The 22,221-nt window shown below is 38.1% G+C and carries 24 protein-coding genes; 12 read left to right on the top strand and 12 right to left on the bottom strand.

The annotated features are described in order from the left end of the window. Positions 1 to 45: 45 nt before the first annotated feature. Positions 46 to 1,230 carry a pyridoxal phosphate-dependent aminotransferase gene (locus MHH44_RS03275; protein ID WP_445683035.1) on the top strand — a complete coding sequence of 395 codons (1,185 nt, stop codon included), beginning with the start codon at positions 46 to 48 and terminating at the stop codon, positions 1,228 to 1,230. A gap of 263 nt (positions 1,231 to 1,493) precedes the next feature. Here MHH44_RS03275 and MHH44_RS03270 read toward each other — a convergent pair whose 3' ends face one another. The 4 genes from MHH44_RS03270 to MHH44_RS03255 form a co-directional block, all read right to left on the bottom strand. After that, positions 1,494 to 2,684: a glycine C-acetyltransferase gene (locus MHH44_RS03270; RefSeq protein WP_340797793.1), complete on the bottom strand. Its 1,191-nt coding sequence runs from the start codon at positions 2,682 to 2,684 to the stop codon at positions 1,494 to 1,496. A 58-nt stretch (positions 2,685 to 2,742) separates the two neighbouring features. Continuing rightward, a complete protein-coding gene (locus MHH44_RS03265; protein WP_014824785.1) occupies positions 2,743 to 3,360 on the bottom strand; it encodes a YczE/YyaS/YitT family protein in 618 nt (205 codons plus the stop codon). Positions 3,361 to 3,377: 17 nt separating this feature from the next. Continuing rightward, entirely contained in the window at positions 3,378 to 3,863 is a 486-nt protein-coding gene (gene ybaK / locus MHH44_RS03260) for a Cys-tRNA(Pro) deacylase (RefSeq protein WP_340797792.1), read from the bottom strand. 126 nt (positions 3,864 to 3,989) lie between these two features. Then, positions 3,990 to 4,598, bottom strand: coding sequence for a hypothetical protein (locus MHH44_RS03255; protein WP_340797791.1), 609 nt, complete (start codon positions 4,596 to 4,598; stop codon positions 3,990 to 3,992). A gap of 274 nt (positions 4,599 to 4,872) precedes the next feature. Between MHH44_RS03255 and MHH44_RS03250 the strand changes: the two genes are divergently transcribed. Beyond that, positions 4,873 to 5,733 carry an EAL domain-containing protein gene (locus MHH44_RS03250; RefSeq protein WP_014824788.1) on the top strand — a complete coding sequence of 287 codons (861 nt, stop codon included), beginning with the start codon at positions 4,873 to 4,875 and terminating at the stop codon, positions 5,731 to 5,733. A 66-nt stretch (positions 5,734 to 5,799) separates the two neighbouring features. On the opposite strand, the gene MHH44_RS03245 is transcribed toward MHH44_RS03250, so the two are convergent. Beyond that, positions 5,800 to 6,432 carry a nitroreductase family protein gene (locus tag MHH44_RS03245; RefSeq protein ID WP_014824789.1) on the bottom strand — a complete coding sequence of 211 codons (633 nt, stop codon included), beginning with the start codon at positions 6,430 to 6,432 and terminating at the stop codon, positions 5,800 to 5,802. A 183-nt stretch (positions 6,433 to 6,615) separates the two neighbouring features. Here MHH44_RS03245 and MHH44_RS03240 point away from each other — a divergent pair, with 183 nt between their 5' ends. The 4 genes from MHH44_RS03240 to MHH44_RS03225 all read left to right on the top strand — a co-directional run bounded on the left by MHH44_RS03240 (position 6,616) and on the right by MHH44_RS03225 (position 9,796). Further along, complete coding sequence (locus tag MHH44_RS03240) at positions 6,616 to 7,386, top strand: SDR family NAD(P)-dependent oxidoreductase (protein ID WP_340797790.1); 771 nt, start codon at positions 6,616 to 6,618, stop codon at positions 7,384 to 7,386. Between the two features lie 119 nt (positions 7,387 to 7,505). Further along, entirely contained in the window at positions 7,506 to 7,826 is a 321-nt protein-coding gene (locus MHH44_RS03235) for a helix-turn-helix domain-containing protein (protein ID WP_008409062.1), read from the top strand. Between the two features lie 8 nt (positions 7,827 to 7,834). Then, complete coding sequence (locus MHH44_RS03230; protein WP_340797581.1) at positions 7,835 to 8,698, top strand: IS3 family transposase; 864 nt, start codon at positions 7,835 to 7,837, stop codon at positions 8,696 to 8,698. Between the two features lie 168 nt (positions 8,699 to 8,866). Continuing rightward, on the top strand, positions 8,867 to 9,796 hold the full coding sequence (locus MHH44_RS03225) for an EamA family transporter (protein ID WP_014824791.1): 930 nt from the start codon (positions 8,867 to 8,869) through the stop codon (positions 9,794 to 9,796). Positions 9,797 to 9,919: 123 nt separating this feature from the next. Here the strand turns inward: MHH44_RS03225 and MHH44_RS03220 are convergent, their stop codons facing one another. Continuing rightward, positions 9,920 to 10,291: a hypothetical protein gene (locus tag MHH44_RS03220; RefSeq protein ID WP_008404634.1), complete on the bottom strand. Its 372-nt coding sequence runs from the start codon at positions 10,289 to 10,291 to the stop codon at positions 9,920 to 9,922. Between the two features lie 170 nt (positions 10,292 to 10,461). On the opposite strand from MHH44_RS03220, the gene MHH44_RS03215 reads away from it, so the two are divergent. From MHH44_RS03215 to MHH44_RS03205, 3 genes are all read left to right on the top strand, one after another. Next, the gene (locus MHH44_RS03215) at positions 10,462 to 10,923 is read left to right on the top strand and encodes a staygreen family protein (protein WP_340797789.1); all 462 of its coding nucleotides are present in this window, start codon (positions 10,462 to 10,464) and stop codon (positions 10,921 to 10,923) included. A 109-nt stretch (positions 10,924 to 11,032) separates the two neighbouring features. After that, positions 11,033 to 11,476, top strand: coding sequence for a GNAT family N-acetyltransferase (locus MHH44_RS03210; protein ID WP_008404637.1), 444 nt, complete (start codon positions 11,033 to 11,035; stop codon positions 11,474 to 11,476). An 11-nt stretch (positions 11,477 to 11,487) separates the two neighbouring features. Then, positions 11,488 to 11,703, top strand: a complete 216-nt coding sequence (locus tag MHH44_RS03205; RefSeq protein ID WP_340797788.1) for a hypothetical protein — start codon at positions 11,488 to 11,490, stop codon at positions 11,701 to 11,703. A gap of 54 nt (positions 11,704 to 11,757) precedes the next feature. Here MHH44_RS03205 and MHH44_RS03200 read toward each other — a convergent pair whose 3' ends face one another. Then, entirely contained in the window at positions 11,758 to 12,720 is a 963-nt protein-coding gene (locus MHH44_RS03200; protein ID WP_340797787.1) for a helix-turn-helix transcriptional regulator, read from the bottom strand. A gap of 109 nt (positions 12,721 to 12,829) precedes the next feature. Between MHH44_RS03200 and MHH44_RS03195 the strand changes: the two genes are divergently transcribed. Beyond that, positions 12,830 to 13,309 (top strand): GyrI-like domain-containing protein, encoded by a 480-nt coding sequence (locus MHH44_RS03195; RefSeq protein ID WP_340797786.1) that lies wholly within the window; start codon positions 12,830 to 12,832, stop codon positions 13,307 to 13,309. Between the two features lie 124 nt (positions 13,310 to 13,433). On the opposite strand, the gene helD is transcribed toward MHH44_RS03195, so the two are convergent. Then, positions 13,434 to 15,782: an RNA polymerase recycling motor HelD gene (helD, locus tag MHH44_RS03190; protein WP_340797785.1), complete on the bottom strand. Its 2,349-nt coding sequence runs from the start codon at positions 15,780 to 15,782 to the stop codon at positions 13,434 to 13,436. Between the two features lie 345 nt (positions 15,783 to 16,127). Between helD and MHH44_RS03185 the strand changes: the two genes are divergently transcribed. Continuing rightward, the gene (locus MHH44_RS03185; protein ID WP_340797784.1) at positions 16,128 to 16,283 is read left to right on the top strand and encodes a DUF6143 family protein; all 156 of its coding nucleotides are present in this window, start codon (positions 16,128 to 16,130) and stop codon (positions 16,281 to 16,283) included. A gap of 73 nt (positions 16,284 to 16,356) precedes the next feature. Here MHH44_RS03185 and MHH44_RS03180 read toward each other — a convergent pair whose 3' ends face one another. The 3 genes from MHH44_RS03180 to MHH44_RS03170 form a co-directional block, all read right to left on the bottom strand. Continuing rightward, complete coding sequence (locus MHH44_RS03180) at positions 16,357 to 16,902, bottom strand: histidine phosphatase family protein (protein ID WP_014824798.1); 546 nt, start codon at positions 16,900 to 16,902, stop codon at positions 16,357 to 16,359. A gap of 324 nt (positions 16,903 to 17,226) precedes the next feature. Beyond that, the gene (locus MHH44_RS03175) at positions 17,227 to 18,090 is read right to left on the bottom strand and encodes a glycine betaine ABC transporter substrate-binding protein (protein ID WP_340797783.1); all 864 of its coding nucleotides are present in this window, start codon (positions 18,088 to 18,090) and stop codon (positions 17,227 to 17,229) included. Positions 18,091 to 18,418: 328 nt separating this feature from the next. Beyond that, positions 18,419 to 19,267: an MBL fold metallo-hydrolase gene (locus MHH44_RS03170; RefSeq protein ID WP_340797782.1), complete on the bottom strand. Its 849-nt coding sequence runs from the start codon at positions 19,265 to 19,267 to the stop codon at positions 18,419 to 18,421. Between the two features lie 312 nt (positions 19,268 to 19,579). On the opposite strand from MHH44_RS03170, the gene MHH44_RS03165 reads away from it, so the two are divergent. Then, the gene (locus tag MHH44_RS03165; protein WP_340797781.1) at positions 19,580 to 20,560 is read left to right on the top strand and encodes an SMP-30/gluconolactonase/LRE family protein; all 981 of its coding nucleotides are present in this window, start codon (positions 19,580 to 19,582) and stop codon (positions 20,558 to 20,560) included. Positions 20,561 to 20,667: 107 nt separating this feature from the next. Here the strand turns inward: MHH44_RS03165 and MHH44_RS03160 are convergent, their stop codons facing one another. Beyond that, on the bottom strand, positions 20,668 to 22,098 hold the full coding sequence (locus MHH44_RS03160) for an alanine/glycine:cation symporter family protein (RefSeq protein WP_014824801.1): 1,431 nt from the start codon (positions 22,096 to 22,098) through the stop codon (positions 20,668 to 20,670). Positions 22,099 to 22,221 lie beyond the last annotated feature (123 nt).

Genomic DNA, 22,221 nt, shown 5'->3' with positions numbered 1-22,221 from the left:
TTTTAGACTAACATTAACCTTACTATTTTTCAGAGGTGATAAAAAATGATTGAATTCTCGAAAAAGCTGCAACAGTTACCACAACAGTTTTTCGCAGCACTTGTAAACAAAGTGAATGAAGCGCTTGCTGAAGGGCGCGATGTCATTAATTTAGGTCAGGGAAATCCGGACCAGCCGACACCGGCACATATTATTGAAGCACTGCAAATTGCGGCAAACGACCCGCAAACACATAAATATTCCCCATTCCGGGGTATTGCGGAGCTCAAGCAAGCGGCTGCGGATTTTTACAAACGTGAATATAATGTAGACATCAACCCCGCTACAGAAGTGGCTGTCCTTGGCGGAACGAAAATCGGTTTAGTCGAACTTCCGCTTGGGCTCCTGAATCCGGGTGACTATATGCTCCTTCCAGATCCGGGTTATCCGGATTACTTATCCGGTGTCGCACTCGCAGATGTAAAATTTGATACGATGCCGCTTCAAGAGGAAAATCACTTTTTGCCAGATTACGAAGCATTGTCCGCAGACATTAAACAACGGGCAAAATTGATGTATTTAAACTATCCAAACAATCCGACTGGCAGTGTCGCAACACATGAATTTTTTGAACAGACCGTACAGTTCGCTAAAGAAAATAACATTGCGGTTGCCCATGATTTTGCTTACGGGGCAATAGGTTTTGATGGGGAGCGTCCGCCAAGCTTCCTGCAAGCACCAGGTGCAAAAGAAGTCGGTATTGAGCTTTATACATTGTCAAAATCGTACAATATGGCAGGCTGGCGTATTGGCTTTGCTGTCGGCAATGCAAAAATGATTGAAGCGATCAATATTATTCAGGACCATCTGTTTTGCAGCCAGTTCCCTGCTATTCAGCATGCAGCGGCCGTTGCACTGAACGAGGAGCAAACTTGTGTACAGGAGCTCCGTGCATTATATGAGCGTCGCCGCAATGTACTCGTTGAAGAGGCTCATAAAATCGGCTGGGAAATTACCGCTCCGAAAGGCTCGTTTTTCGCATGGCTCCCTGTACCTGCACCATATACAAGCGAGCTATTTGCCGACTATTTGCTGGAAAGAACAGATATTGCCGTTGCAGCCGGTAATGGTTTTGGTGAATACGGCGAAGGCTATATTCGTGTCGGACTGCTCGTCGATGAAGAACGTTTGCGCGAAGCAATGCAGCGTGTCGCAAAGCTTGGTCTGTTTGCGGAGACGGTTTTGAAATAACTTTCATTGTATGATTCTGCTATCAGAAATGCGGTGTTTTATTCGCCGCATTTTTGTTGTTTAATCCTCAATTCCAGTTAAATAATCCTCAATTCATACTCAATAATCCTCACTTGCTCTTACTTAATCCTCAGTTCACTATTTATAATCCTCAATATGCGCCAGATAATCCTCAATTCCATTTTTAATCCTCAAATCCACTTTTAAACCTCAACATATAAAAAAACTCAGCACCATAAAAACAGCGCTGAGCTTAACATCTTCTATTTAATTACTTCTAACTCGCGGCCTACTTTTTCATAAATCGCTAGTGCTTCATCGAGCATTTCTTTCGTATGTGCCGCTGTTGGCATATTGCGCACGCGGCCTGTTCCTTTTGGTACTGTCGGGAACACGATTGCTTTTGCGTACACACCTTCTTCGAGTAAACGTTTCGAGAATTGTTGTGTCAGCTTTTCTTCGCCGATAATACATGGTGTAATCGGTGTTTCCGAATCACCGATATTAAAGCCAAGTTTTGCTAGGCCGTCTTTTAAATACTGACCGTTTTCCCAAAGCTTGTCATGCAGATCAGTCGATTCCATAATCATCTCTACAGCGCGTGTAATGGCAGCAACATCCCCTGGTGGTAATGCTGTTGAGAATAAAAACGGACGAGATCGAACTTTTAGCCAGTCGATCAGATTTTTCTTCCCTGCCACATAGCCGCCAACAACACCGATTGCTTTTGACAATGTACCGATTTGGAAGTCGATATCATGTTGCAGACCGAAATGCTTCACTGTTCCGGCACCTTTACCTGTAACGCCTGAACCGTGTGCATCGTCTACATACGTAATCAAATCAAATTCTTTTGCGATTTCCACGATTTCCGGAAGCTTGGCAATATCGCCGTCCATCGAGAAAACGCCATCTGTAATGACCATTACTTTATTGTAAAGGCCTGATTCTGTTGCGTCTTTTGCTTTTGCGCGTAAATCATCCATATCCGCATGCGCAAACGGAATAATTTTTGCTTTTGATAAACGGCAGCCGTCGATAATTGAAGCGTGGTTTAATGCATCCGATAATATTGCATCATTTTTGTCCATAACAGCCGAAATTGCCGCCATATTACAGTTGAAGCCTGATTGATAGCTGATTGCTGCTTCTGTACCTTTAAACTTTGCTAATGTTTCTTCCAATTTTACATGTAGATCAAGTGTGCCGTTAATTGTACGAACAGCACCAGCACCGACACCGTATGAAGCGATCGTGTCTTGAGCGATTTTTTTCAGCTCATCGTTCGTCGCCAAACCTAAATAGTTGTTTGATGACAGGTTTACAAGCTGTTTGCCTCCAACTTTGATAATCGGGCCATTTGCTCCTTCTACCGGATCGATTTCGTTGTATAAACCTTGTGCTTGTAGTGCCAGTAGGTTTTCATCTAAAAAGGTATTTAATACGTTTGACATGCGCGTTCATCCTTTCGATATCTATTTCCACTATATTTTAGCACAGAGGGGGAATTTTTTATGTAAGCGGCTCTCCGATTATTTCCTCAAGCTTTCTTTTAAAGAAAAACAGTGAAGGCTGAATGACATAACCTGTGCCGAGCGCTAAAATAACCGTCCCAAAACCAACAGGACCACCAAGCAGCCAGCCGGCGCCAGTCGCAAATACTTCCATAACAAGCCGCCCTGTTTTCACAGAATAGCCTTTACTCGCAATAATCATCATAATCGTGTCACGCGGGCCTTCACCAAGACTTGCCGCAATATACAGCGCGCAGCCAATGCTCATCACAAAAAAGCCGGCTGTAAAATACGTAAGTTCCAGTACAAAAATACCTGTCTCTGGCAGGAGCCAATTGAACAAATCGATAAATGAACCAATGAACAGCATATTTAAAAACGTCGCAAGCTTAGGAATGCGCTTTAAATAAATCGATGTCCCGATAATAATCGTCAGACCCGTTAAAATGGACCAGGAACCGATCGTCAACCCAATTTGCTTGTAAAGACCAATATGGAAAACATCCCATGGTGCGGTCCCGACAACATTCCCTTTAATCGTCATCGTGATACCAAGCGCCATGATCATCATTCCTACAAAAAAACTTCCCCATTGCCACTTAAATTTTTTCGACACAACAATCCTTCTTTCTATCAAGAAACAATCGATGCAAATTGCCCGTTCGTTGCCTGTTGTAAATCTTCCGGTGCAAGCTTAATCTGCATCCCAATTTTTCCGGCACTGACAATTATATAGTCAAGTGCAGTCGCCGCTTCCTCAATAATTGTTGGAAACAGCTTTTTCATCCCGATCGGCGAGCAGCCTCCCCGAATATAACCGGTCAAACCGAGTAGCTCTTTTACGGGCAGCATCTCAATTTTCTTTTGCCCTACCACTTTTGCGGCAGCCTTTAAATTCAGTTCCGCATCGACCGGGATAACGAAAACAAAATAATTGCCCTTTCCTGCAGTGGCGACCAATGTTTTATAAACATGAAGGACAGGCTGGCCAATTTTCCCGGCAACAGTCAATCCATCCACCGCTTCCCCGTCATTGATTGTATACTCAAAAATTTCATGTGCGATTTTTTTTTGCTCAATTAAACGAACTGCATTCGTCTTTGCCTGCTTCTTCGCCAAAAAGACCACTCCATATTCTAAACTTTGGAAATATTATACCACTGAATGATTTGCTAAGTGCTGCTTAATGCAATTTTGTAATTTACTTAAATATAAAAAACCCACTCCATATGAGCGGGCTTATTTTCATGCAATTTGGGAAAAAACCGATTCCTCTGTCAAACGGTAACCGTTATTCACCATTGCAATATGAGCGCTGTATTTTTGTGCAGCTATGTTGAAGGAACGCTGAAATAACCGCTTTTCCAACTCTTGACCAAAGACCGTTTTCTCATCTGGATTACGTGCAAAATCTTGTTGGAACTTTTCCGGTATCGTAAAAGAAAGATTTTCGTTCGACAACGGAATTGCTTCCTCATCTTGTTCTTGCTCTGTAAGTTCTTTTTGAGTGTTTACCGGCGTTTGCGGAATGGAGGTTGAAACATTTACTGCTGTAAGTAAATCTTGAGATGAAGGGACAGCAGATGCTAGATGTGCATTATCCAGTGTTGGTGAATACGTGATGTCAGTTGGCAATGCAAGGTTTTCTGCCTGATCGGCATTGTCGCTTTTCAGCAAATCTTTTTCTGTTTTACCGGAAAGAAGGTTTTCAAGCACCTTCAGTAGCGGGTTTTTACTTGGATCTGTATATTGTGCATGCTTTTTATATACTTCGCCTGCCTCTTTGCGAAGCTGGGAACGTCTTCTTTCATCTAACTCTGAACTAAAGCCTCGTGCCAAGCTAGAAATCTTCATCTTCTTCACCCCATTTGTAAAAGTTGCATTAATTTTTTTATTAATATACCAACATATACCGCTTTTATATAGAAGATATTCAACAATTGTTCATATTCAGAACTTTCCTACCAACCTGTTCTGCATTATTCACCTATAAAATGGACTATTTGTTCATTAATATTAAGTACCCATTGCCTATAATGAAAAAACAATCTTTACACCGCCTTTATAATGCCAAAACAATTGCTGTTTACAATTAAGAATCATAAATAACTTCAGGTAGGAGCATTCCATGAAAACTTTAGTAAATTCAAAACCGAACTATCCGATCGACTTCAAGGAAATGATGCAGCGGTTTCTGTTAAAGAATAAAATGATCCGCCATCTATCCCAGTCAATAGCATTGAAAAATATCATTGCGCAAGAAGCGATGAATACATATTTCCAGCCTATTTATGATGTGAAAAGCAACACGACATTTGGTTTTGAAGCATTGAATCGTCCGATGGCACTGAAGCTTTTTCAGTCGGCCGATATTTTCTATGAATTTGTTGGACAAACGGATAAAGTATTTCTGTTTGAGTGTTTTTGCCGTAATCTTTCGCTCGTGCGCTATCATAAAAAATGGCTCAATTACAATAGGAAGAAGGATTTCACGTTGTTTATCAACATACATCCGAATGTTTTGCTCGATAAAAATTATCATAGCGGTGAAACGAGAGCTTTGCTGGAAAAATTGAATATTTCCCCTGAGCAGGTCGTTTTCGAATTGACGGAGCGCAGTGCTGTCGGGGACTTCGAAGAGTTTGCACGGGTCCTTTCCCACTACCGGTCACAAGGCTATCGCATTGCGGTGGATGATGTCGGTTCCGGCTACAATAGTTTAAAAACATTAATTTACTTAAAGCCGGAATTTATTAAACTGGATCGCTCACTAATTCAAAATATCGATCAGCATAAAGCACAGCAGCAGCTTTTAACGGTCATTTTAAATTATGCGATTGAATCGGGGACAAAGGTAATTGCTGAAGGGATTGAAACAAAATCGGAATATGAATTTATCCAATCAGTTGGCGTTCATTATGCTCAGGGCTATGCAATCGGACGCCCTCATCAAGATTTAATTGAAGGAAAAAATCCTTGCTATGAATGAAGTTCGGCAATATAAAATAGGTGACTGAATTATCCAAAATGGAGTTCAGCCGCCTAACATTATTGATTAATACCCATTGAAATTCACAAATTCCCCGACAGGTTTACGGTAACCACGGGCACGTACTTTATCAACACTTTTCCCTATCGTAATCATCATAATCGGCTCTAAATGATCCGGAATATTAAACTCTTTTCTTAGTTCATCGACATTATGGACATGCATTGGACATGTATCGAATCCGTAATGCTTGGCGCTCAGCATAAAGAGCATAGCGTGAATACCGGCATTGCGCACTAATTCTAAATTCAATTCATGCGGATTGTTTTTTAAGCCGTCACTATACCCTTTAATCAATTCCATCGTCATATCATACTCCACTTCATCCATCATCTTCAGCATTTTTAATGGACTGTAAATTCTTTCGACTTCCGGCATTTCAATGCTGTTCTTATTGCCCATAACAATCACAACACCGCTTGCTGTATGGATTTTATATTGGTTGTAGCTTAATTCTTTTACTCTTTCCTTCTTCTCTTGATCTGTAATGACCAGGTAATTCGTAAACTGCAGGTTGTATGCGCTTGGAGCCATTTTTGTCAGCTCAAATATATTTTTAAAATCTTCTTCTGTCATTTGTTCAGTTTCTATAAAGTTCATTGCGGAATGGCGAGATTTTACTAAGTCTTCAAAGTTCATACTGTGCTACCTCTTCCTTGTATATTTAGTTTGAATTAAAATATCTTTATTTCGAGATAAATTTACCATATTATGATTTTAGTTGTCAATAATTTCATATCTTTTAATCGGTTGAGAAATAATAGAAAGTCCATACTTTCTATAGGGAATTCAATAAGTTTAAAGAAACAGGAGATGCAGAATATGAAATTTGAAAACAAAATTATTATTGTCACAGGTGCTGCAGGAGGTATCGGTAAAGAGGTTGTAAGAAAACTGGTTAATGAAAAAGCAAAAGTTGTATTGGTCGATCTAAACGAAGATGCGATTAAAGCCGTTCAAACAGAACTTTCACTTACAGATGAAAACAGCTTAATTGTAAAAGCCGATGTGTCAAAAGAAGACAATGTAAAAAACTATGTGGATCAAACGATCTCGAAATTCGGCCGGATCGACGGCTTTGTGAATAATGCTGGTGTAGAAGGCCCCGCAAAACCCCTTGAAGAAATTACAGAAAAAGAATTCGACTTTGTATATGGCATTAATGTAAAAGGTGTTCTTTTCGGCCTAAAATATGTACTGCCGGTAATGAAAGAACAAAAATCCGGTTCTATTGTCAATACTTCATCAGTAGCCGGCTTAATCGGTTCTCCAAGTATGGCACTATATAATTCATCTAAACATGCAGTAATGGGTCTTAATAAGGTGGCCGCTTTAGAAGCAGCAGCGTATAATGTTCGTGTAAATACGGTAAATCCAGGTGTGATTAATACACAAATGATGCGTAAAATTGAAGCAAATGTTGCGCCGGGCGCTGCAGAGGCAGCTCAAGCAGCATACAATGATGCTGTACCGATGAAACGCTATGGTGAACCGGAAGAAGTAGCAAATGTTATTGCTTTCTTACTTTCTGATGAAGCTTCATATGTAAGTTCATCTTCTTTCACGATAGATGGCGCATTATACAATGTTTAAATTTAAAGAAAAGAAAAACCAAAAGAGCCCATTCTTTGATATTATCCCCTTTAAGTAGACAATGTTAAAAAACCTACAGTACGCTGTAGGTAAACATTTTACTTAAAGGGGATTTTTCTGTGTCGAGAAAAAATAGTATTTATTCAAACGAGTTGAAGTTAGAGATTGTACAAGCTTATTTAACAGGCAATGAAAGTATGCAAAAAATTGCGGATCGATATGAGATTCGTAATGTTTCTCAAGTAAAAGCTTGGGTGAAGAAATATAAAGAAGTCGGATCCATCGAAGCTTTTAATCGTATCGCATCTACAGGTTCTGGTGCGAAAGGTGAGAAGAATCCTTTAAAAGGAAAACGGGTCCACTTTAAAAATGTAGAAGAAGAACGTGATTACTATAAGGCACAGGTCGAATACTTAAAAAAGCAGTATCCAAATCTGTAAATGGAGGAATGCCTACTTATTCAGATCGTTATCAAATTATTGAAGAAATGAAAGATCGCTATCCCATTACATGGCTTACTAAAATGGCAAAATTGGAACGTTCAGGCTACTATAAGTGGCTTAAAAATGGCAAAGTATCGTTACGCAAACATAATGATATTGTTTTAAAGGAGCAAATTTTGGCAATTCATCAAACGCACAAAATGTATGGATATCCACGCATGAAAATCGCTTTACGAGACAAAGGCTTTCTTGTGAATCATAAGAAAGTCTATCGACTAATGAGTGAGTTGGGTATTCAATCGATTATCCGTAAAAAGCGTCGCGTATGGGGCAACCGTCTCTCACGTGTATTTGATAATGTGTTGGAGCGTCAATTTAAAGAACGTGTAGAAAATGAGGTGCTCGTAACAGATATTACGTATCTGCCAACGAAAAATGGATTTCTCTACTTGTCAGCTGTACAGGATTTATATAACAACGAAATTGTCGCTTGGCGTATTAGCAAGCGTAATGATTTAGAATTAGTCATGGATACCCTCCAGGAATTGACCGCAAAAAGAAATGTGTATCGAAGCATCATTCACTCAGATCAAGGCTACCAATACACATCCATAAAGTATCATCAAACAGTAGAGCAGCTTGGCATGATTGGCAGTCATTCTCGCAAAGGAAACTGCCATGACAACGCTTGTATTGAGTCCTTTTTCTCGCACTTTAAAAGCGAGTGCTTGTATCTGTTACATGATTATTCAGAGGAAACGGTAAGACAAGCTGTTGAGCAATATATCTACTTTTATAATTACCAGCGCTTCCAAAAACGACTCAACCATCTGGCACCGATAGAATATCGTCACCAGATGGCTGCTTAGTCTTTTTATAGGCTGTCTACTTGACAGGGGTAAGTCCACTTTTGGTTTTTTCCCTTTTTCATATACAAAACTTTTTCAACTCCTTCATAACCCGTCACCCCTGCCACCGCAAGTTATATATGTTAATATAAAATCGTTATTCTCAAGCATTATCGGAGGTTTATAGATATGAAGATAAATAAAGGAGTATTCTTTGTACTGCTAGGTGCAGGATGCTTTGGTTTTACACCTGTGTTCGCTAAGTTAGGGTTTGGGCACGGTTACTCACTTGGACAAATTAATCTTGTCCAAATGGTCATCTCCTTTTTGCTTTTGTGGTCAATCGCTTTCTTAAAAGGCGACGGGACTAAAGGACTGACTAAAAAGAATATCATTCCAATTATGATTACCGGATGTTTTATCGGTTTAACAAGTATTTTTTATTATGGTGCGATGCAGTATTTACCTGCTTCACTGGCCATCATTTTAATGTTCCAGTTCGTTTGGATCGGCATTCTGTTCGAATGGGTCTTCAATAAAATTAAGCCCGCCCCGATTACTATTTTTTCGATTGTGCTCATTCTTGTCGGTGTATTTTTCGCATCGAATATTTTAAACGGTGATATGCAGGGCCTTCCGATTAAAGGTTTTGTTATGGGCATATTATCTGCTTTTACTTATGCTGCCTTTATCTTTTTCAGCGGAAAAGTCGCCGTTGATGTCAATCCATTAACCCGTACTTCTTTAATGGTGACAGGTTCAACGATTTTAGTATTTATCCTATTTATGAAGGACATCCCTACTGTATTTCCCCTTGAAGGAAGCTTGGTGACAAGCGCTGCAGGGGTTTCATTATTTGGAGCTGTATTGCCGCCACTGTTTTACGCGGTCGGTGCACCGTTGATTTCAGGAGGTTTGGCGAATATATTAACTTCTGTTGAACTGCCTGTCGCAATTTTATCAGCGAGCATCATTTTGGCTGAAACGGTTAAAGCTGTGCAATGGCTCGGTATTGTGCTGATCCTCGTAGCGATTGTATTAAATGAAATCGGTCCAAACATCATTCGCATGAAAAAACGATCAAAAAGAACAATTCTTCATCAGCATAATAAAAATTAATTAGGATGCTAATCAACTGTGCAAACAGCCTTTGGTTAGCGTCTTTTTATTTACAGAAACAAAAAAGCTTATCAATAATTTTCTATTGATAGGCTAAATTGATATTTCGAGTTTTATATTTAATTATCTGAAGAGATTCAGCATTGCGCCTACTTGTCTCATCGTATTAATTCCATTAGTTAATGTCCCCACATGGCCCATCATTGTATTTAAATTATCCGAAAGACCGCTAAAGCGAGAACCCTGCTGTTGTTGCTGTTGTGGAAAAGGGTTGAATTGTTGTTGCTGCTGTTGTGGATATGGATTGAACTGCTGTTGCCCCTGCCCCTGTCTAGGATTCACTGGATATGGCGGATAAAAGGCTTCCCTCGGTCTTGCAAATTCATTGGATCGAGGCATTCCCATCTGCTGTCTGCCCATTTGCGGTGCAGGACCAAATTGTTGTCCATTTGGCGGAAACATCCCCGCTCTAGGATTTTGCCCAAAAAATGGCATGTCATTCACCTCCCTACTAAGTTTGACATCTAACCTAGTATATGTTCATGATTTTACGCAATATAGACATTTGAAATACTCGGATGAAACGTTAATTACTCATAGTAACGACCTCTTCACCTCCAATAAAAAAGTCGCATATGAATATAGAAAATGATTGGAGCAATGACATGAACAAATTTAATTCTGAAAGGCTGTCCGTTGAATACAGGGATGGTGTTACCGCAACAGATCCCGTTATTTCAAGACACCATACACTCACCCATTCTGATGACACCGGAGAATTATTTTTAACAATCGGAACACAGTTTGCGTGGGACAAAGTGAATATTGATATGAGAGATGAAGTAATCGGCGAATGGAAAACGAATGGGCACTGTATATATTACAATGCCTATGTAATGGTTAACAAAGAAGGTCAGGATTTCAATACAGCAATGCGGCGTTATGAAGTATTCCGGCGCGAATTGCCTCTCGCATTGACGGCAATCCGGTATGGTGACCGCTTTTTATTCAATGTCTATCCAGCTTTGGACAATGGATTAATCATCTTAAACTTCATATCCACATACCCCCAGTTATATAAACAAGAGATTTTTGGGACTTTCAGCAGTTTTTCCAACTCCTTTTAATTTTATGAAATGCGGTAAAATGTAATATTCAATTCCACTCCCTTTTATGGTATTAATTGTTAGTGCGTAATGCACGACACTTCACTTTACATGAGAGAGGGTAAAAGAAATGCTGCATTTAAAAACGATTACAAAAGACAATTGGATAAAAGCGATTTCATTAAAAGTGCGGGAGGATCAAGTAAAGTTTGTAGCATCAAATACGGTGTCACTGGCGCAGCTGAACTTTTTGGAAAATTTCCATGCAAAAGGAATTTACTACGGTGAAGAAATGGTCGGATTTACACTTTATGGTATTGATGAAGATGACAATGAATACTGGATTTACCGTATGATGATTGACCAGAAACATCAGGGAAAAGGATATGGGAAAGAAGCAGTTCAGCTCGTCATAGAGGATATTCGAGCAATGAAAGAGCCTCACAACCAAACGATTAGCCTTTCTTATGAACCTGACAATGAGCATGCAAAGCGCATCTATGAAAAAATGGGCTTCCGGGAAATAGACGGCTTTGTTATTGAAGGTGAGCAAGTAGCACGCTATACGTATTAGGAGAAACTCCGATGCGAATTATAACGATTGCGTTACTAGCGATTCCAGGCTTCTTTATTTACAGCAAACTTACTTATAATGAATTTCTCTTCAAACATCTGGATGAGAGAGCTGTCCGATTTTATTTTTCATATGATTCAGAGGATGAAGAGTCTATAAAGGAGCTGAATCAGCTAAAATCTCCAGCTGATTTGGAGCAGTATTTAAAAGAAATTAGGGGAAACTAGTCATCAAAGATGAAACCCACTTATGCATGAATAAATACGTTTTAAGTGGGTTTTTCATATGCAATATACGGATACTCTCTCTTGTATCCGTTTTAACACTTCTTCTGGTATTTCTCTAATTGTTATGTCCCCTCCCAGAAACAAAAGCCAGTTCGTTATCTCTACCAAGTCTTCTTGGTTCTCAGTATTAATAAAAGTCTCTAGAACTGCTGTAGTTTGGTAGGGATTTGTATAGGAAATAGAAAGTTTTAAAGGATGATATTTTTTGAACTGTGCGATTGCCTTTGGACCAAACTCCAGGATAAGGTTACTCTCTTTATCCCGTTCACTAAGCTTTTCTAAAATCTCCTTCTTACTGATTCTGTTTTTCCCCGAGTCCGGTTTCACATCGATAATATGCGAGACAGGAAAAATTCGATTCTTTTTCTCACCCACATCAAATCCTTCTATCAGCCAGTTACCTTTTTCATGATGAAGGTAAAAAAGATAAATTGAATATGTTTTAGTTAACTTTCCTTCTTTGACTGAAATGATTAAATAACGGTCAATCAGAAGTGTTTGTATAAGCTTTTCTATCACCGGATCAGGTAAATCGGATAAATCCAGCAAATCCGGATTATGAGGGTTCGTCCCTTCAAAAAGCAAGATCTGATTTAACAGAACAAGGTCGTCTTGCTGGTTTTCTGAAATCAAACCGAGTAATTTCTCAGCTAACGACTGACGACTTTTTAAATATGGAAGTTGTTGATTTCTTGTCGCCATAAAGGCAATAAAAAGAGCTTTAATTTCATTATCGGTAAAACGAACAGCGGGAAGGACAGAGTTATGTAATACATTATACCCCCCTTCTCTTCCAACTTCAGCGACAAGAGGCATTCCTATAGCTTCAATTTCTCTAATATCTCGTATAGCCGTTGATCGGGAGATATTAAATTCTTGCATGATTTCAGAAATGGTAAAGTGAGCACGATTGTTGATATATCGCATGATCGTATTAATCCGTTCAACTTTTTTCATTGGCACCTCCGAAACAGTATCATATTTTGACATGATTTATGGCTATTATAAACTTATCAAGTAAAAAAACAAATCTTGATTAAAACAAATTTGAAAGAAGGTTTATGATTTGCCAAATTATACGATTGAAGAAAAGGAAAGCTTTATTGTTTTAGGTTTTGGAACAGAACTAAAGAGCGATTACACAGACTATATGGGGATAAATAAAGAAAAGGCTGATTTTTGGCATGCAGTCAATCAGAATGGAAGGCTTGATACATTAAGGACTTTAGCTACAAACGATTATATTTTTATCGTAAACGAAGCAGTTAATAATAAGATGATGCATTATGCCGGGGTCCAGACTGAAGAAACATTACCAGAGGCAACTAGAGTCATTCAATTTCCTAAAGGGGATTACGTAGTTGTTAAAGGGGAAGCTCCTACTGCAGAAGAGTTGGTCAATACTGTTACAGGTATTGCCTTTGGACAAGTTTTACAAGAAGCAACTGATTATGCCTATGTAGGAGGTCCAAACACAGCAGTTGTAATGGGGCAACAAAATGGCCAAGTATATGGGGAAATGTGGATTCCGGTTATTAAGAAATAACAGGTAAATTGGACTTCAGAAAAATTAGACTTCAGAAAATGAAACGGATTAAAATTAAAACTGAGTCCGGTACGGACTCAGTTTTAATAAGCTTTTATTGAAATAATAATGTCTAACTAATGCTTTATGAAGTCAATTCATGTTGTAGGAGATTTCCATCTAAAGCCTTTTGCATAAAAGAACTTGGTCTCCCTACGCTATACAGTTGCAGTACGTGCATTGCCCTTGTACAGGCTGTATAAAAAATCCTGCGTAGACTTTCATCACCATATACATTTTCGGATGCATCATAAATAATGACCGCTTCAAATTCAATCCCCTTCGCTAAATACGAAGGAATGACTACAACCCCTTTCTCAAATTCTGCTGTACCGCTTTTTATTAGCTTAATCCCATCAATTTTATTCAATGCCTCAAATGCCGCTTTACTTTCCTCCGCTGATTTACAAATAACTGCAATACTTCCATAGCCTTCACTTTGTAATTCCGAAATTTTAGACAGTATGCATTGGTGCAAGTCTGTATGATTCTCCACTTCGGTCAACACCGGCAACTCGCCAGCACGGTCAAACGGGATAATTTTTTCTCCATTTGCTATCAGATTCCGTGTAAATTCGATAATCGGTTTCGTTGAACGGTAACTTCTTGTCATATTGATTACTTCTGTTTGTTCTTCTCCATAAAGATGGTTGAGCGTTTGAAAATCTCCCACTCCACTCGCATGAGCAAAAATGGCCTGATTAAAATCACCTAGCACTGTCATTTTGGCTGAAGGGAATAGGCGCTTCAGAAATTCAAATTGAAACGGTGAATAGTCCTGCGCCTCATCAATGAGGATATGCTTGATCGAACGGTTTGTTTGAAAGCCTTGAATCAATTCCTGCAAAAATAGGAATGGTGTCGCGTCTTCATAATACAGGGTTCCCGATTCCAGTATTTGAAGTGTATCTTCACATATAGCTTGCCACTCATCTGGCACTTCTACTTTTAATTGCTGTTGCATCAGTAATGGATCTGTAAATAGCTGCTTATAGATCCCTTCTAAATCAATAAAGTCCAGTGTTTGAATTTGTTTTCTCACTGCCTTCAATTTCAGGCGGACGATTACTTGAATAAGCGCATCCTGATCCATTTCATAATCCGCTTGCTCTTCTCTTTCAAAGCCATTTTTCTTTGCTAAATATTTATGAATTTTATGATACGTCTCATCGCTTAGTAGCTCAATTTCCTCTTCTACCCATGGCTGAGAACGTTCTACTTTTTCTATTTCTTTAATTTTATTCATTAGCCAGTCTTTCAGCTTTTCAAGTCTGCTTTGGAAACTCAGTGAAATATGCTCTCTATAAAACGTCTCCGACAATTGTTGTGAGGAAAAGATCATTTTCCCTCTGAATTTGACATCTTTAAATAGCAGGCCTGATTTTTCCAATGTTTCTCGATATAGTTTAATCGCCTCGAAAAATTTTACGGATGCTTTAAATTGAATGCCTTTAATTCTTGCGCTATATGAAGGGTTATTTGCTGCCGTCAGCACATATTCCAATTGATGATACGGGTTTTCCAAATGGAAATCTTTACTTAAGCGATGATCCAAATATTCCTGAAATGTAACTTGCTGCATATTCTCTTCACCGAGCTCTGGAAGTACGTTGGAAACATAGCTATTAAACATAGCATTCGGTGAAAATAATATAATTTGGTCTGCTTTTATACGGTCCCGGTATTTATACAATAAAAATGCGATTCTTTGTAATGCAGCTGAAGTTTTACCGCTGCCCGCTGCACCGTGCACAATAAGCATACGCCCTTGATCATGGCGAATAATACGGTTCTGATCCTTTTGAATCGTTGCTACAATGCTTTGCATATACTTATCCGCGCCTTTTCCGAGCACTTTCTGCAAAATCTCGTCACCAATCGTGAGACTTGTGTCAAACATAGACTGCAGTTTCCCGTCACGAATAACGTATTGCCACTTTTTCTCGAGTTCACCGTAAACCTTGCCCCCAGGAGTTTTATAGTGTGCTGGTCCAGGCTCGTAATCATAATAGACGCTTGAAATCGGTGCTCTCCAGTCATAAATTAGGAAGTCCTCTCCACTTGCATCCATTAGGGACGAAATACCAATATAAATTTTCTCCTGCTCTGAAAATCCTTCTTCAAGAAAATCTATTCGCCCGAAATAAGGTACTGACTTCATACGATGAAGGACAGCTAATCTTTTGGATGCATGGTGGTGTGTACTTTCACCAACAGCTAATGCCTGCGCTTCTTGTCTTAAATTAATAACGGTTTCCAGAAAGTCATCAAACGAATCCGTATTCACTTTGATTTCATCCCAAAAATGCTTACGAGTATTTACTACCTCGTTTCGGAGCTTTAACGTTTCTGATTCCAGTTGAAATGTTTGATCATTAATTACATTCAGAACACTATTTAAACGTTGTTGTTCGTCCAAGAAAACTGCTTTCATAACATTCACTCCTTGAAAATAGTTAAGAGTTGACTAATAAAGAATTTTTATATATAATTAGAATAGGGAATAATATACACAAGTATAATTAATTATGTATATCTATATAAACTTACCACGTGTCCGCATTTTTTACAATGCATTTGGCAGGTGTATTTTTTTTGCCTTTAAATAAGGTAGCAGAAATAAACAACGATTGCTTACTCATTGAAGATTTACTGTACATTACTAAATCTACATAAATTTTCGGTTTTAAGATTTATATTGGAGAAATTTCATTTTCTTGAAGGTATTAAAGAAAACCGCACTTACATATGATACGGTACATTTCCGTAATAAATTTAAGTGCGGTTTTCAGATATAGATTTAGATGAAGATGGAAAATTTATTTATCCACCAGGTAGTTCATTTGTAATTTTCTTAATTTCACCTAATAATCAAATAGTTAAAGCAGAAGTTGCATTCGGCTGGTTTGAAAAATTAAATATAGATGATAACTAATTTGTAAATCAGTTCATTCAATTGGGAATACCGTGCTTAGGTCTCCATGGTTTTTTGTTCACACAATGTTCTTCTAACTATCTAATGTAGACCAATCTTCTAAAGATAGTTGACCAACAATATCATAGCCGTTACCTCGCCCTTTTGGCTTAATAATAACTGTCCCCATATAAGGGATTGGACCTAATCCAACCTTTGCAGGGAAAATGTGATCAACAATCATTTTATTATTTCCCTTATCCGGGATATATTCTAAAATTGATTGAAGATTACTCAAAATTATTTGCCTATCATTACTCGGTAAATTTTCGCTTAACCTATTTATCTCAACCCAAAAAGGATTAATTTGAACATTACCACTACCAAATGCTAACTGTGCTGTTTCGATTGTCCTGCAATAGGGACTTGAGGAAACAGGGATTTCGAATGGTATTCTTAAATACCGAAGTATTTCTCCATAGTAAATTGCTTGCCTACGTCCCATTTCAGAAAGATTTCTCTGAGTTAAACAGTTTTGAAAGTTTAAGTTAGCTAAATCGCTTCCGACAGTCGCTTCTCCATGCCTTGCATAAAATATAAATCCCCCATTTCTAAGTGCATTAAGTAAGGTTTTATTCAAGTTTTGTCTCCTTTCCATAAATATCCTAGTATACTCCTAATGTATGACATGGGTTATTAGAAATAAAAAACAATCAGAAATAATTTATGTATTTTTGCACTGACCTAAAATAATGACACAAATAAAAAACACCTTTCGTTGAAAACAGGTATTGAATACCAAGAATCAACATGGAGGTGTTTTTTTATGGGGACAAGAGTATGTTATTCTGCTAAGGTAAAAATAAAAGCGATAGAAATGAGACATTCCCGTTAACCAGCGCTCCTCAGCATGATGACTTATATGCTGAAAACAAGCAAATTGAGTGCATCCGGTACTTGGTACTTATTTAACATCTTTTGTCCAATCGGCAACTTTAGCTTCATTTTCTTCAATCCATTTTTTTGCTGCATCTTTCGGATCCATGCCTTCCATAATATCATACATAACACTTTCTATATCTTCTGGCGTCCAGTGGAAATTATCGAGAACACTGTATGCCTCAGGATTATCCTCTTTGAATCCATTACGTGCAAATGTACCGATATATTCTTCAGTTCCGTACATCCCTTTAGGATCATCTAAATACTTCAAATCAAATAAGTTAAATTTCCAGTGAGGAGACCAACCTGTCACTATGATTTCTTCTTTGTTCTCAATCGCTTGTTTAAGGGCCCCTGTCATTGCTACTGAAGATGAGCTTAGTACTGTCCACCCTTCAAGATTTGGATATATCTCATACGCCTTTTCTGTAGTTCCTGTTATATTTGCACCTGGTTCGATGCCCGTTATCGTTTTACCCGCTTCATCTGTTAAATCTTCGATGGAATCCACATCCATATAACTAGGGACTACTAACCCAATTTTTCCGCCTAACAAATTTTCACCTAAATCATCTATACGGCCTTTGTACTTCTCAACTTGCGGGGCGTGCGTCTGCGGTAGCCAAGCTGAAACCATGCCATCAACCTCTCCATTTGCAAGAGCTTCCCACATAATTCCATTATCTAAAGGCGTCAGCGTTACATCATATCCTAAATCTTCTAGAACTTGTCCTACTACATGAGTGGAGGCAACCTCAGTCTCCCATTCAACATAGGCTAAGTTGACAGCTTGTTTTTCTGTACCTTCAGCCTCCGAAGAACATGCAGCTAATAATAAACTTAATACTAAAATTAATCCTAGCTTCGATAAACTAATGAGTTTCATAAAATCTTCCTTTCTGATTGTTTTACTTATATGTAAAAATTAACATCTAACAACTTATAATTATAAATAGGTTGTTACTTTTGTCAAATTGGCAATTAATACAGATGGTTTAAATTTTTAAGAATCAAAGGGGTTTTTGGGTTGCACAGTACAGGAAACAGCTGACTTATATAGGGGAAATAATAAGAGAATACCTTATAAATGTTCTCTCTATTAATTTTTCTTTGGTCTAACGTCTTTTTTTAGAAAAAACCACCTAATTCGTTGTATATCAACAATTAGGTGGTTCTTCAAAATTGTAATTTTTTTCGTAAAGGAGCGCAATCAGTTAGTATCCATCGGCAAAATGGGAGATGGTTTCTAATTCATCTTCGGTAAGTTCCCTTTTTACATAGTTTTCGTATTCCTTCACTATTGTCGGTAAATCTCCCTTACAGACCTCTGTATATTTGGCAATCGTTCTTAGAATGGCGACTTCTTTATCGAAAGCTACTTTTGAAATTGGTTGTTGATGTGAAGGGATATAGGTTTCCGCATCAAAAGTTTCTAATACATCTAATAACCGTAAAGTTTCACTAATTGTATAGTGTACTTTTTCGGCATACATTCTTGGATAAATGCAGTCCCCTAAGAAAAGAATCTTCTCTTCTTTTATATACACAATGACAGAATCTGCAGCATGGTCCCCTCCAACTTGTTGTACGATACAAGTCACATCACCAAGATTTATCTCTGCCCTTTTCTCTATTGTAATATCCGGCAAAGTAATTTTAATATTTCGATGATTCGTGTATTCTTCCTTAATCGCTTTTGCACAAAATTCAATTTCCACGCCTTCATTTACTCGCGCATCAATGGCTTCATCTGACCATGAAAATGGAATAAGCTTCTCCATTTCCCTTTCAGTCTCTTTGGAGGCAATTGAAACAGTATCGGGTAATGCGGAAAGACCAAATATATGATCCCAATGCCAATGTGTTAGGACAACTAAATCCGGATTAGGAACTCCCCTTTTTTGAAGTTCATTCAGAAAATAATGCATATGTTCTTCCGAGTTTCCTGCATCAATCATTAATGTCTTTTTACTGCCAACCACCATTCCTAAAATCGGGCGGTCAGTCAACGAGACTGGGGTGATATACCAAAAACTTTTACCTATTTTGTGTATAGAGTGCAAAAAGGTTGTCCCCCTTTCTTTTAAATCAAATGTTTATAGACTACATTCTTTGTTAAAAAGTCCAATTATATAGCAAGTATTTTTTTTAATAGTCTAAATTTCCAGTATAACAAATAAAGAATTTTCTAAATAGCTAAAAATACTACTTTTTATTAGTTTCATTCGAGTTCTTTTTCTGCTATTTAGACCATTGAACGAATGATATGATACCAAGAATATAAGCGCTTATATTCTAAAAAGGTTAATAAATTAATTACTTCTTTCTTCTTGAATACTGTTTCAAAAAAATTCACTGTCATTTAGGAGGTATTTATGAGGTCTAAAAAAGGTGCACTTGTATGGATATTGGTTCTTGTTCTCTCCCTTATAACGGTCACATTCACTGGTGCTAAGGCATTGTATGAAACAAAGCCAGTACCGGCAAAGGAAAGACATGACATTTCTGAAATTATTCATCAAAGCAGTAAATGGGAAAAGGTTGCTACAGGTAGTGGATTCATGGAAGGTATTAACTTTGATCGTAAAGGAAACATCTGGTTAGTTAGCCCGACAACTGGCGAAATCTTAACTATTAAAGGCGACAAAGTTGAAAAAGTTTTAGGAGATAAAGATAAATTAATGCCAATTGGAGCTAAGTTCCATAAAGATGGTCGCCTATTTATTACGGATGGCAAAGGTGAATTATATTCCTACAATCCTGCTACTGGCGAACGCAAAACCATTGTCAATTCTTACGACGGGAAACCTTTAAACGGTTTAAATGACCTTGTTTTTGACGAAACAGGTGGTCTTTACTTTACTGAGCCAATGGGTTCTAGTGCTACTCATCCAACAGGTCGCGTCTTCTACTTACCTCCTGGTAAAACTGAAGCAATCCTCTTCTCAGAGAATATTGCTTATCCTAATGGAATTGCCATTTCGGCAAATGGCCAACGCGTCTATATATCAGAGTTTGATAAAAATCAAATTCTATCCGTCCCTTCTGTAAATGCTGCAAATTCTCCTGAATCACCGTTTATTTTCGCTCGTTTTGAAGGTGGAATCGGTCCGGATGGGTTAGCTGTAGATGCTGAAGGTAATCTGTACGTAGCCCATTTCCAAGCTGGAGAAGTAGTAGTGGTTGACGCCAATGGTTTTAAATACGGAACCATTCGCCTTCCTGAAGATGCAGGAACATTCGCGACAAACTTAGCTTTTCATGATGGGTACCTGTACGTAACCGAATCATCAAAGAACGAGGTGTGGCGTATTCAAGTGAAAAAGAAGGGTCTACAGCCATACGGGTTAAACTAGACTCGCTTCTAATATAATGTAATGGGGCAATCACCAATTTAGTGATTGCCCCATTTTAAATTTTAATAGCTATTTACGAAGTAGTATTCCTGAATGAAAGCTCAAATTTAACGTTTTCCTTCTATTTCTTCATCTTCGCCCCAGCATTCCACCTCGCCTAAATTAGGTACGTTTTTCTTATAGAATACTGGATCTTTGCCTTGCTTCCGTTGAGTTAAATAATCATTAATAACCGGTTTGGCCACTTTCCAAAGTTGGAGAATAGCAATTAAGTTAATGATCGCCATAAAGGCCATAAACAGATCCGCTAAATCCCATACAACTTGTACCTTTGCAATGGAACCAAACATAACAAAAAGTACGACAAATATACGGAATACTAATAAACCAGTCTTTGAATCTTTTATAAAACTAATATTCGATTCACCGTAATAGTAATTGCCAATAACCGTACTAAAAGCAAACATAAATACAATGATCGCTAAGAAGCTGCCTGCCCAATCACCTAAACTTCCGACTAAAGAGGCTTGCGTTAAATTGACTGAAGTTGCGTCAGATTGAAGGTATGCATCGCCTAATAATACGATTGCCGCTGTTGCTGTACAAACGACTAATGTGTCTATAAATACACCAAGGGCTTGAATTAACCCTTGCTTTACTGGGTGTGAAACAGCTGCTGTTGCTGCTGCATTGGGTGCAGAACCTATCCCTGCTTCATTTGAGAATAATCCCCGTTTAATACCATTCATAATTGCTGCCCCAATCATTCCCGCAAAGGCTTCTTCCAATCCAAAGGCAGACTTTATGATAAGAAGAAATACATTCGGAATTTCGGAAATATTGAGGAATACAACAATAAGAGCAATTATAATATACAAAATTGCCATAACAGGAACAACTATTTGAGTAAAGCTAACAATTCTCTTTAATCCACCGAAAACAATAATCCCTGTTAAAGCAGCCAATACTAAACCTACTACAAATCGATTGGCACCAAAACTTTCTTCAAATGCAATGGAAATCGTATTTGCCTGGACAGAATTAAAAATAAAGCCATACGTAATTGTAATGACAACAGCAAAAAGAATACCCATCCATCTTTTATTTAAGCCTTTTTCCATATAATAAGCAGGACCACCACGAAACAATCCAGTACTCTTATCTTTCACTTTATATACTTGTGCTAATGTACTTTCAATTAGTGCAGATGCCGCTCCGATCAGCGCAATCATCCACATCCAAAATATCGCACCGGGACCGCCAAGAGCAATTGCCGTCGCGACACCCGCTATATTACCTGTTCCAATTCGAGAAGCAGCAGAAATTGTAAAAGCCTGAAAAGAAGATATGCCTTTTTTTCCTGACTTATCTGTTGGCGCCGATTCTGTTATAAGTTTAAACATTTCACCTATTAATCTAAATTGAATAAACTTTGTTTTAACCGTTAAAAATATGCCTGTTCCTACTAATAAAATTATTAATACATATGAATATAATATTGTATTCACTTCACCCAATATATTACCGAACCAATCCATTGTTTCACTTCCTCTATTTTTTCAACTTTTTCTGTTGGTATGTAGGCCGTGCTACTTCGTCAACTATTAAAATTCTGCACCAACATCTCCTAAATACAAAGTCACTTTCCTACACCCATGCTA

Origin of the sequence: Solibacillus sp. FSL K6-1126 (assembly GCF_038003445.1) — a bacterium.
Classification (GTDB): Bacteria; Bacillota; Bacilli; order Bacillales_A; family Planococcaceae; genus Solibacillus; species Solibacillus silvestris.
The sequence above is the reverse complement of the archived record's forward strand: the minus strand, read 5'-3'. Positions and strand labels throughout refer to the sequence as shown.

Coding starts and splice junctions, on each gene's coding strand:
- MHH44_RS03215 (WP_340797789.1), top strand. CDS start 10,462: ATGAACAAATTTAATTCTGAAAGGCTGTCCGTTGAATACAGGGATGGT.
- MHH44_RS03200 (WP_340797787.1), bottom strand. CDS start 12,720: ATGAAAAAAGTTGAACGGATTAATACGATCATGCGATATATCAACAAT.
- MHH44_RS03240 (WP_340797790.1), top strand. CDS start 6,616: ATGAAATTTGAAAACAAAATTATTATTGTCACAGGTGCTGCAGGAGGT.
- MHH44_RS03275 (WP_445683035.1), top strand. CDS start 46: ATGATTGAATTCTCGAAAAAGCTGCAACAGTTACCACAACAGTTTTTC.
- MHH44_RS03270 (WP_340797793.1), bottom strand. CDS start 2,684: ATGTCAAACGTATTAAATACCTTTTTAGATGAAAACCTACTGGCACTA.
- MHH44_RS03210 (WP_008404637.1), top strand. CDS start 11,033: ATGCTGCATTTAAAAACGATTACAAAAGACAATTGGATAAAAGCGATT.
- helD (WP_340797785.1), bottom strand. CDS start 15,782: ATGAAAGCAGTTTTCTTGGACGAACAACAACGTTTAAATAGTGTTCTG.
- MHH44_RS03160 (WP_014824801.1), bottom strand. CDS start 22,098: ATGGATTGGTTCGGTAATATATTGGGTGAAGTGAATACAATATTATAT.
- MHH44_RS03255 (WP_340797791.1), bottom strand. CDS start 4,598: ATGAAGATTTCTAGCTTGGCACGAGGCTTTAGTTCAGAGTTAGATGAA.
- MHH44_RS03205 (WP_340797788.1), top strand. CDS start 11,488: ATGCGAATTATAACGATTGCGTTACTAGCGATTCCAGGCTTCTTTATT.
- MHH44_RS03250 (WP_014824788.1), top strand. CDS start 4,873: ATGAAAACTTTAGTAAATTCAAAACCGAACTATCCGATCGACTTCAAG.
- MHH44_RS03220 (WP_008404634.1), bottom strand. CDS start 10,291: ATGCCATTTTTTGGGCAAAATCCTAGAGCGGGGATGTTTCCGCCAAAT.
- MHH44_RS03175 (WP_340797783.1), bottom strand. CDS start 18,090: ATGAAACTCATTAGTTTATCGAAGCTAGGATTAATTTTAGTATTAAGT.
- MHH44_RS03225 (WP_014824791.1), top strand. CDS start 8,867: ATGAAGATAAATAAAGGAGTATTCTTTGTACTGCTAGGTGCAGGATGC.
- MHH44_RS03245 (WP_014824789.1), bottom strand. CDS start 6,432: ATGAACTTTGAAGACTTAGTAAAATCTCGCCATTCCGCAATGAACTTT.
- MHH44_RS03230 (WP_340797581.1), top strand. CDS start 7,835: ATGCCTACTTATTCAGATCGTTATCAAATTATTGAAGAAATGAAAGAT.
- MHH44_RS03165 (WP_340797781.1), top strand. CDS start 19,580: ATGAGGTCTAAAAAAGGTGCACTTGTATGGATATTGGTTCTTGTTCTC.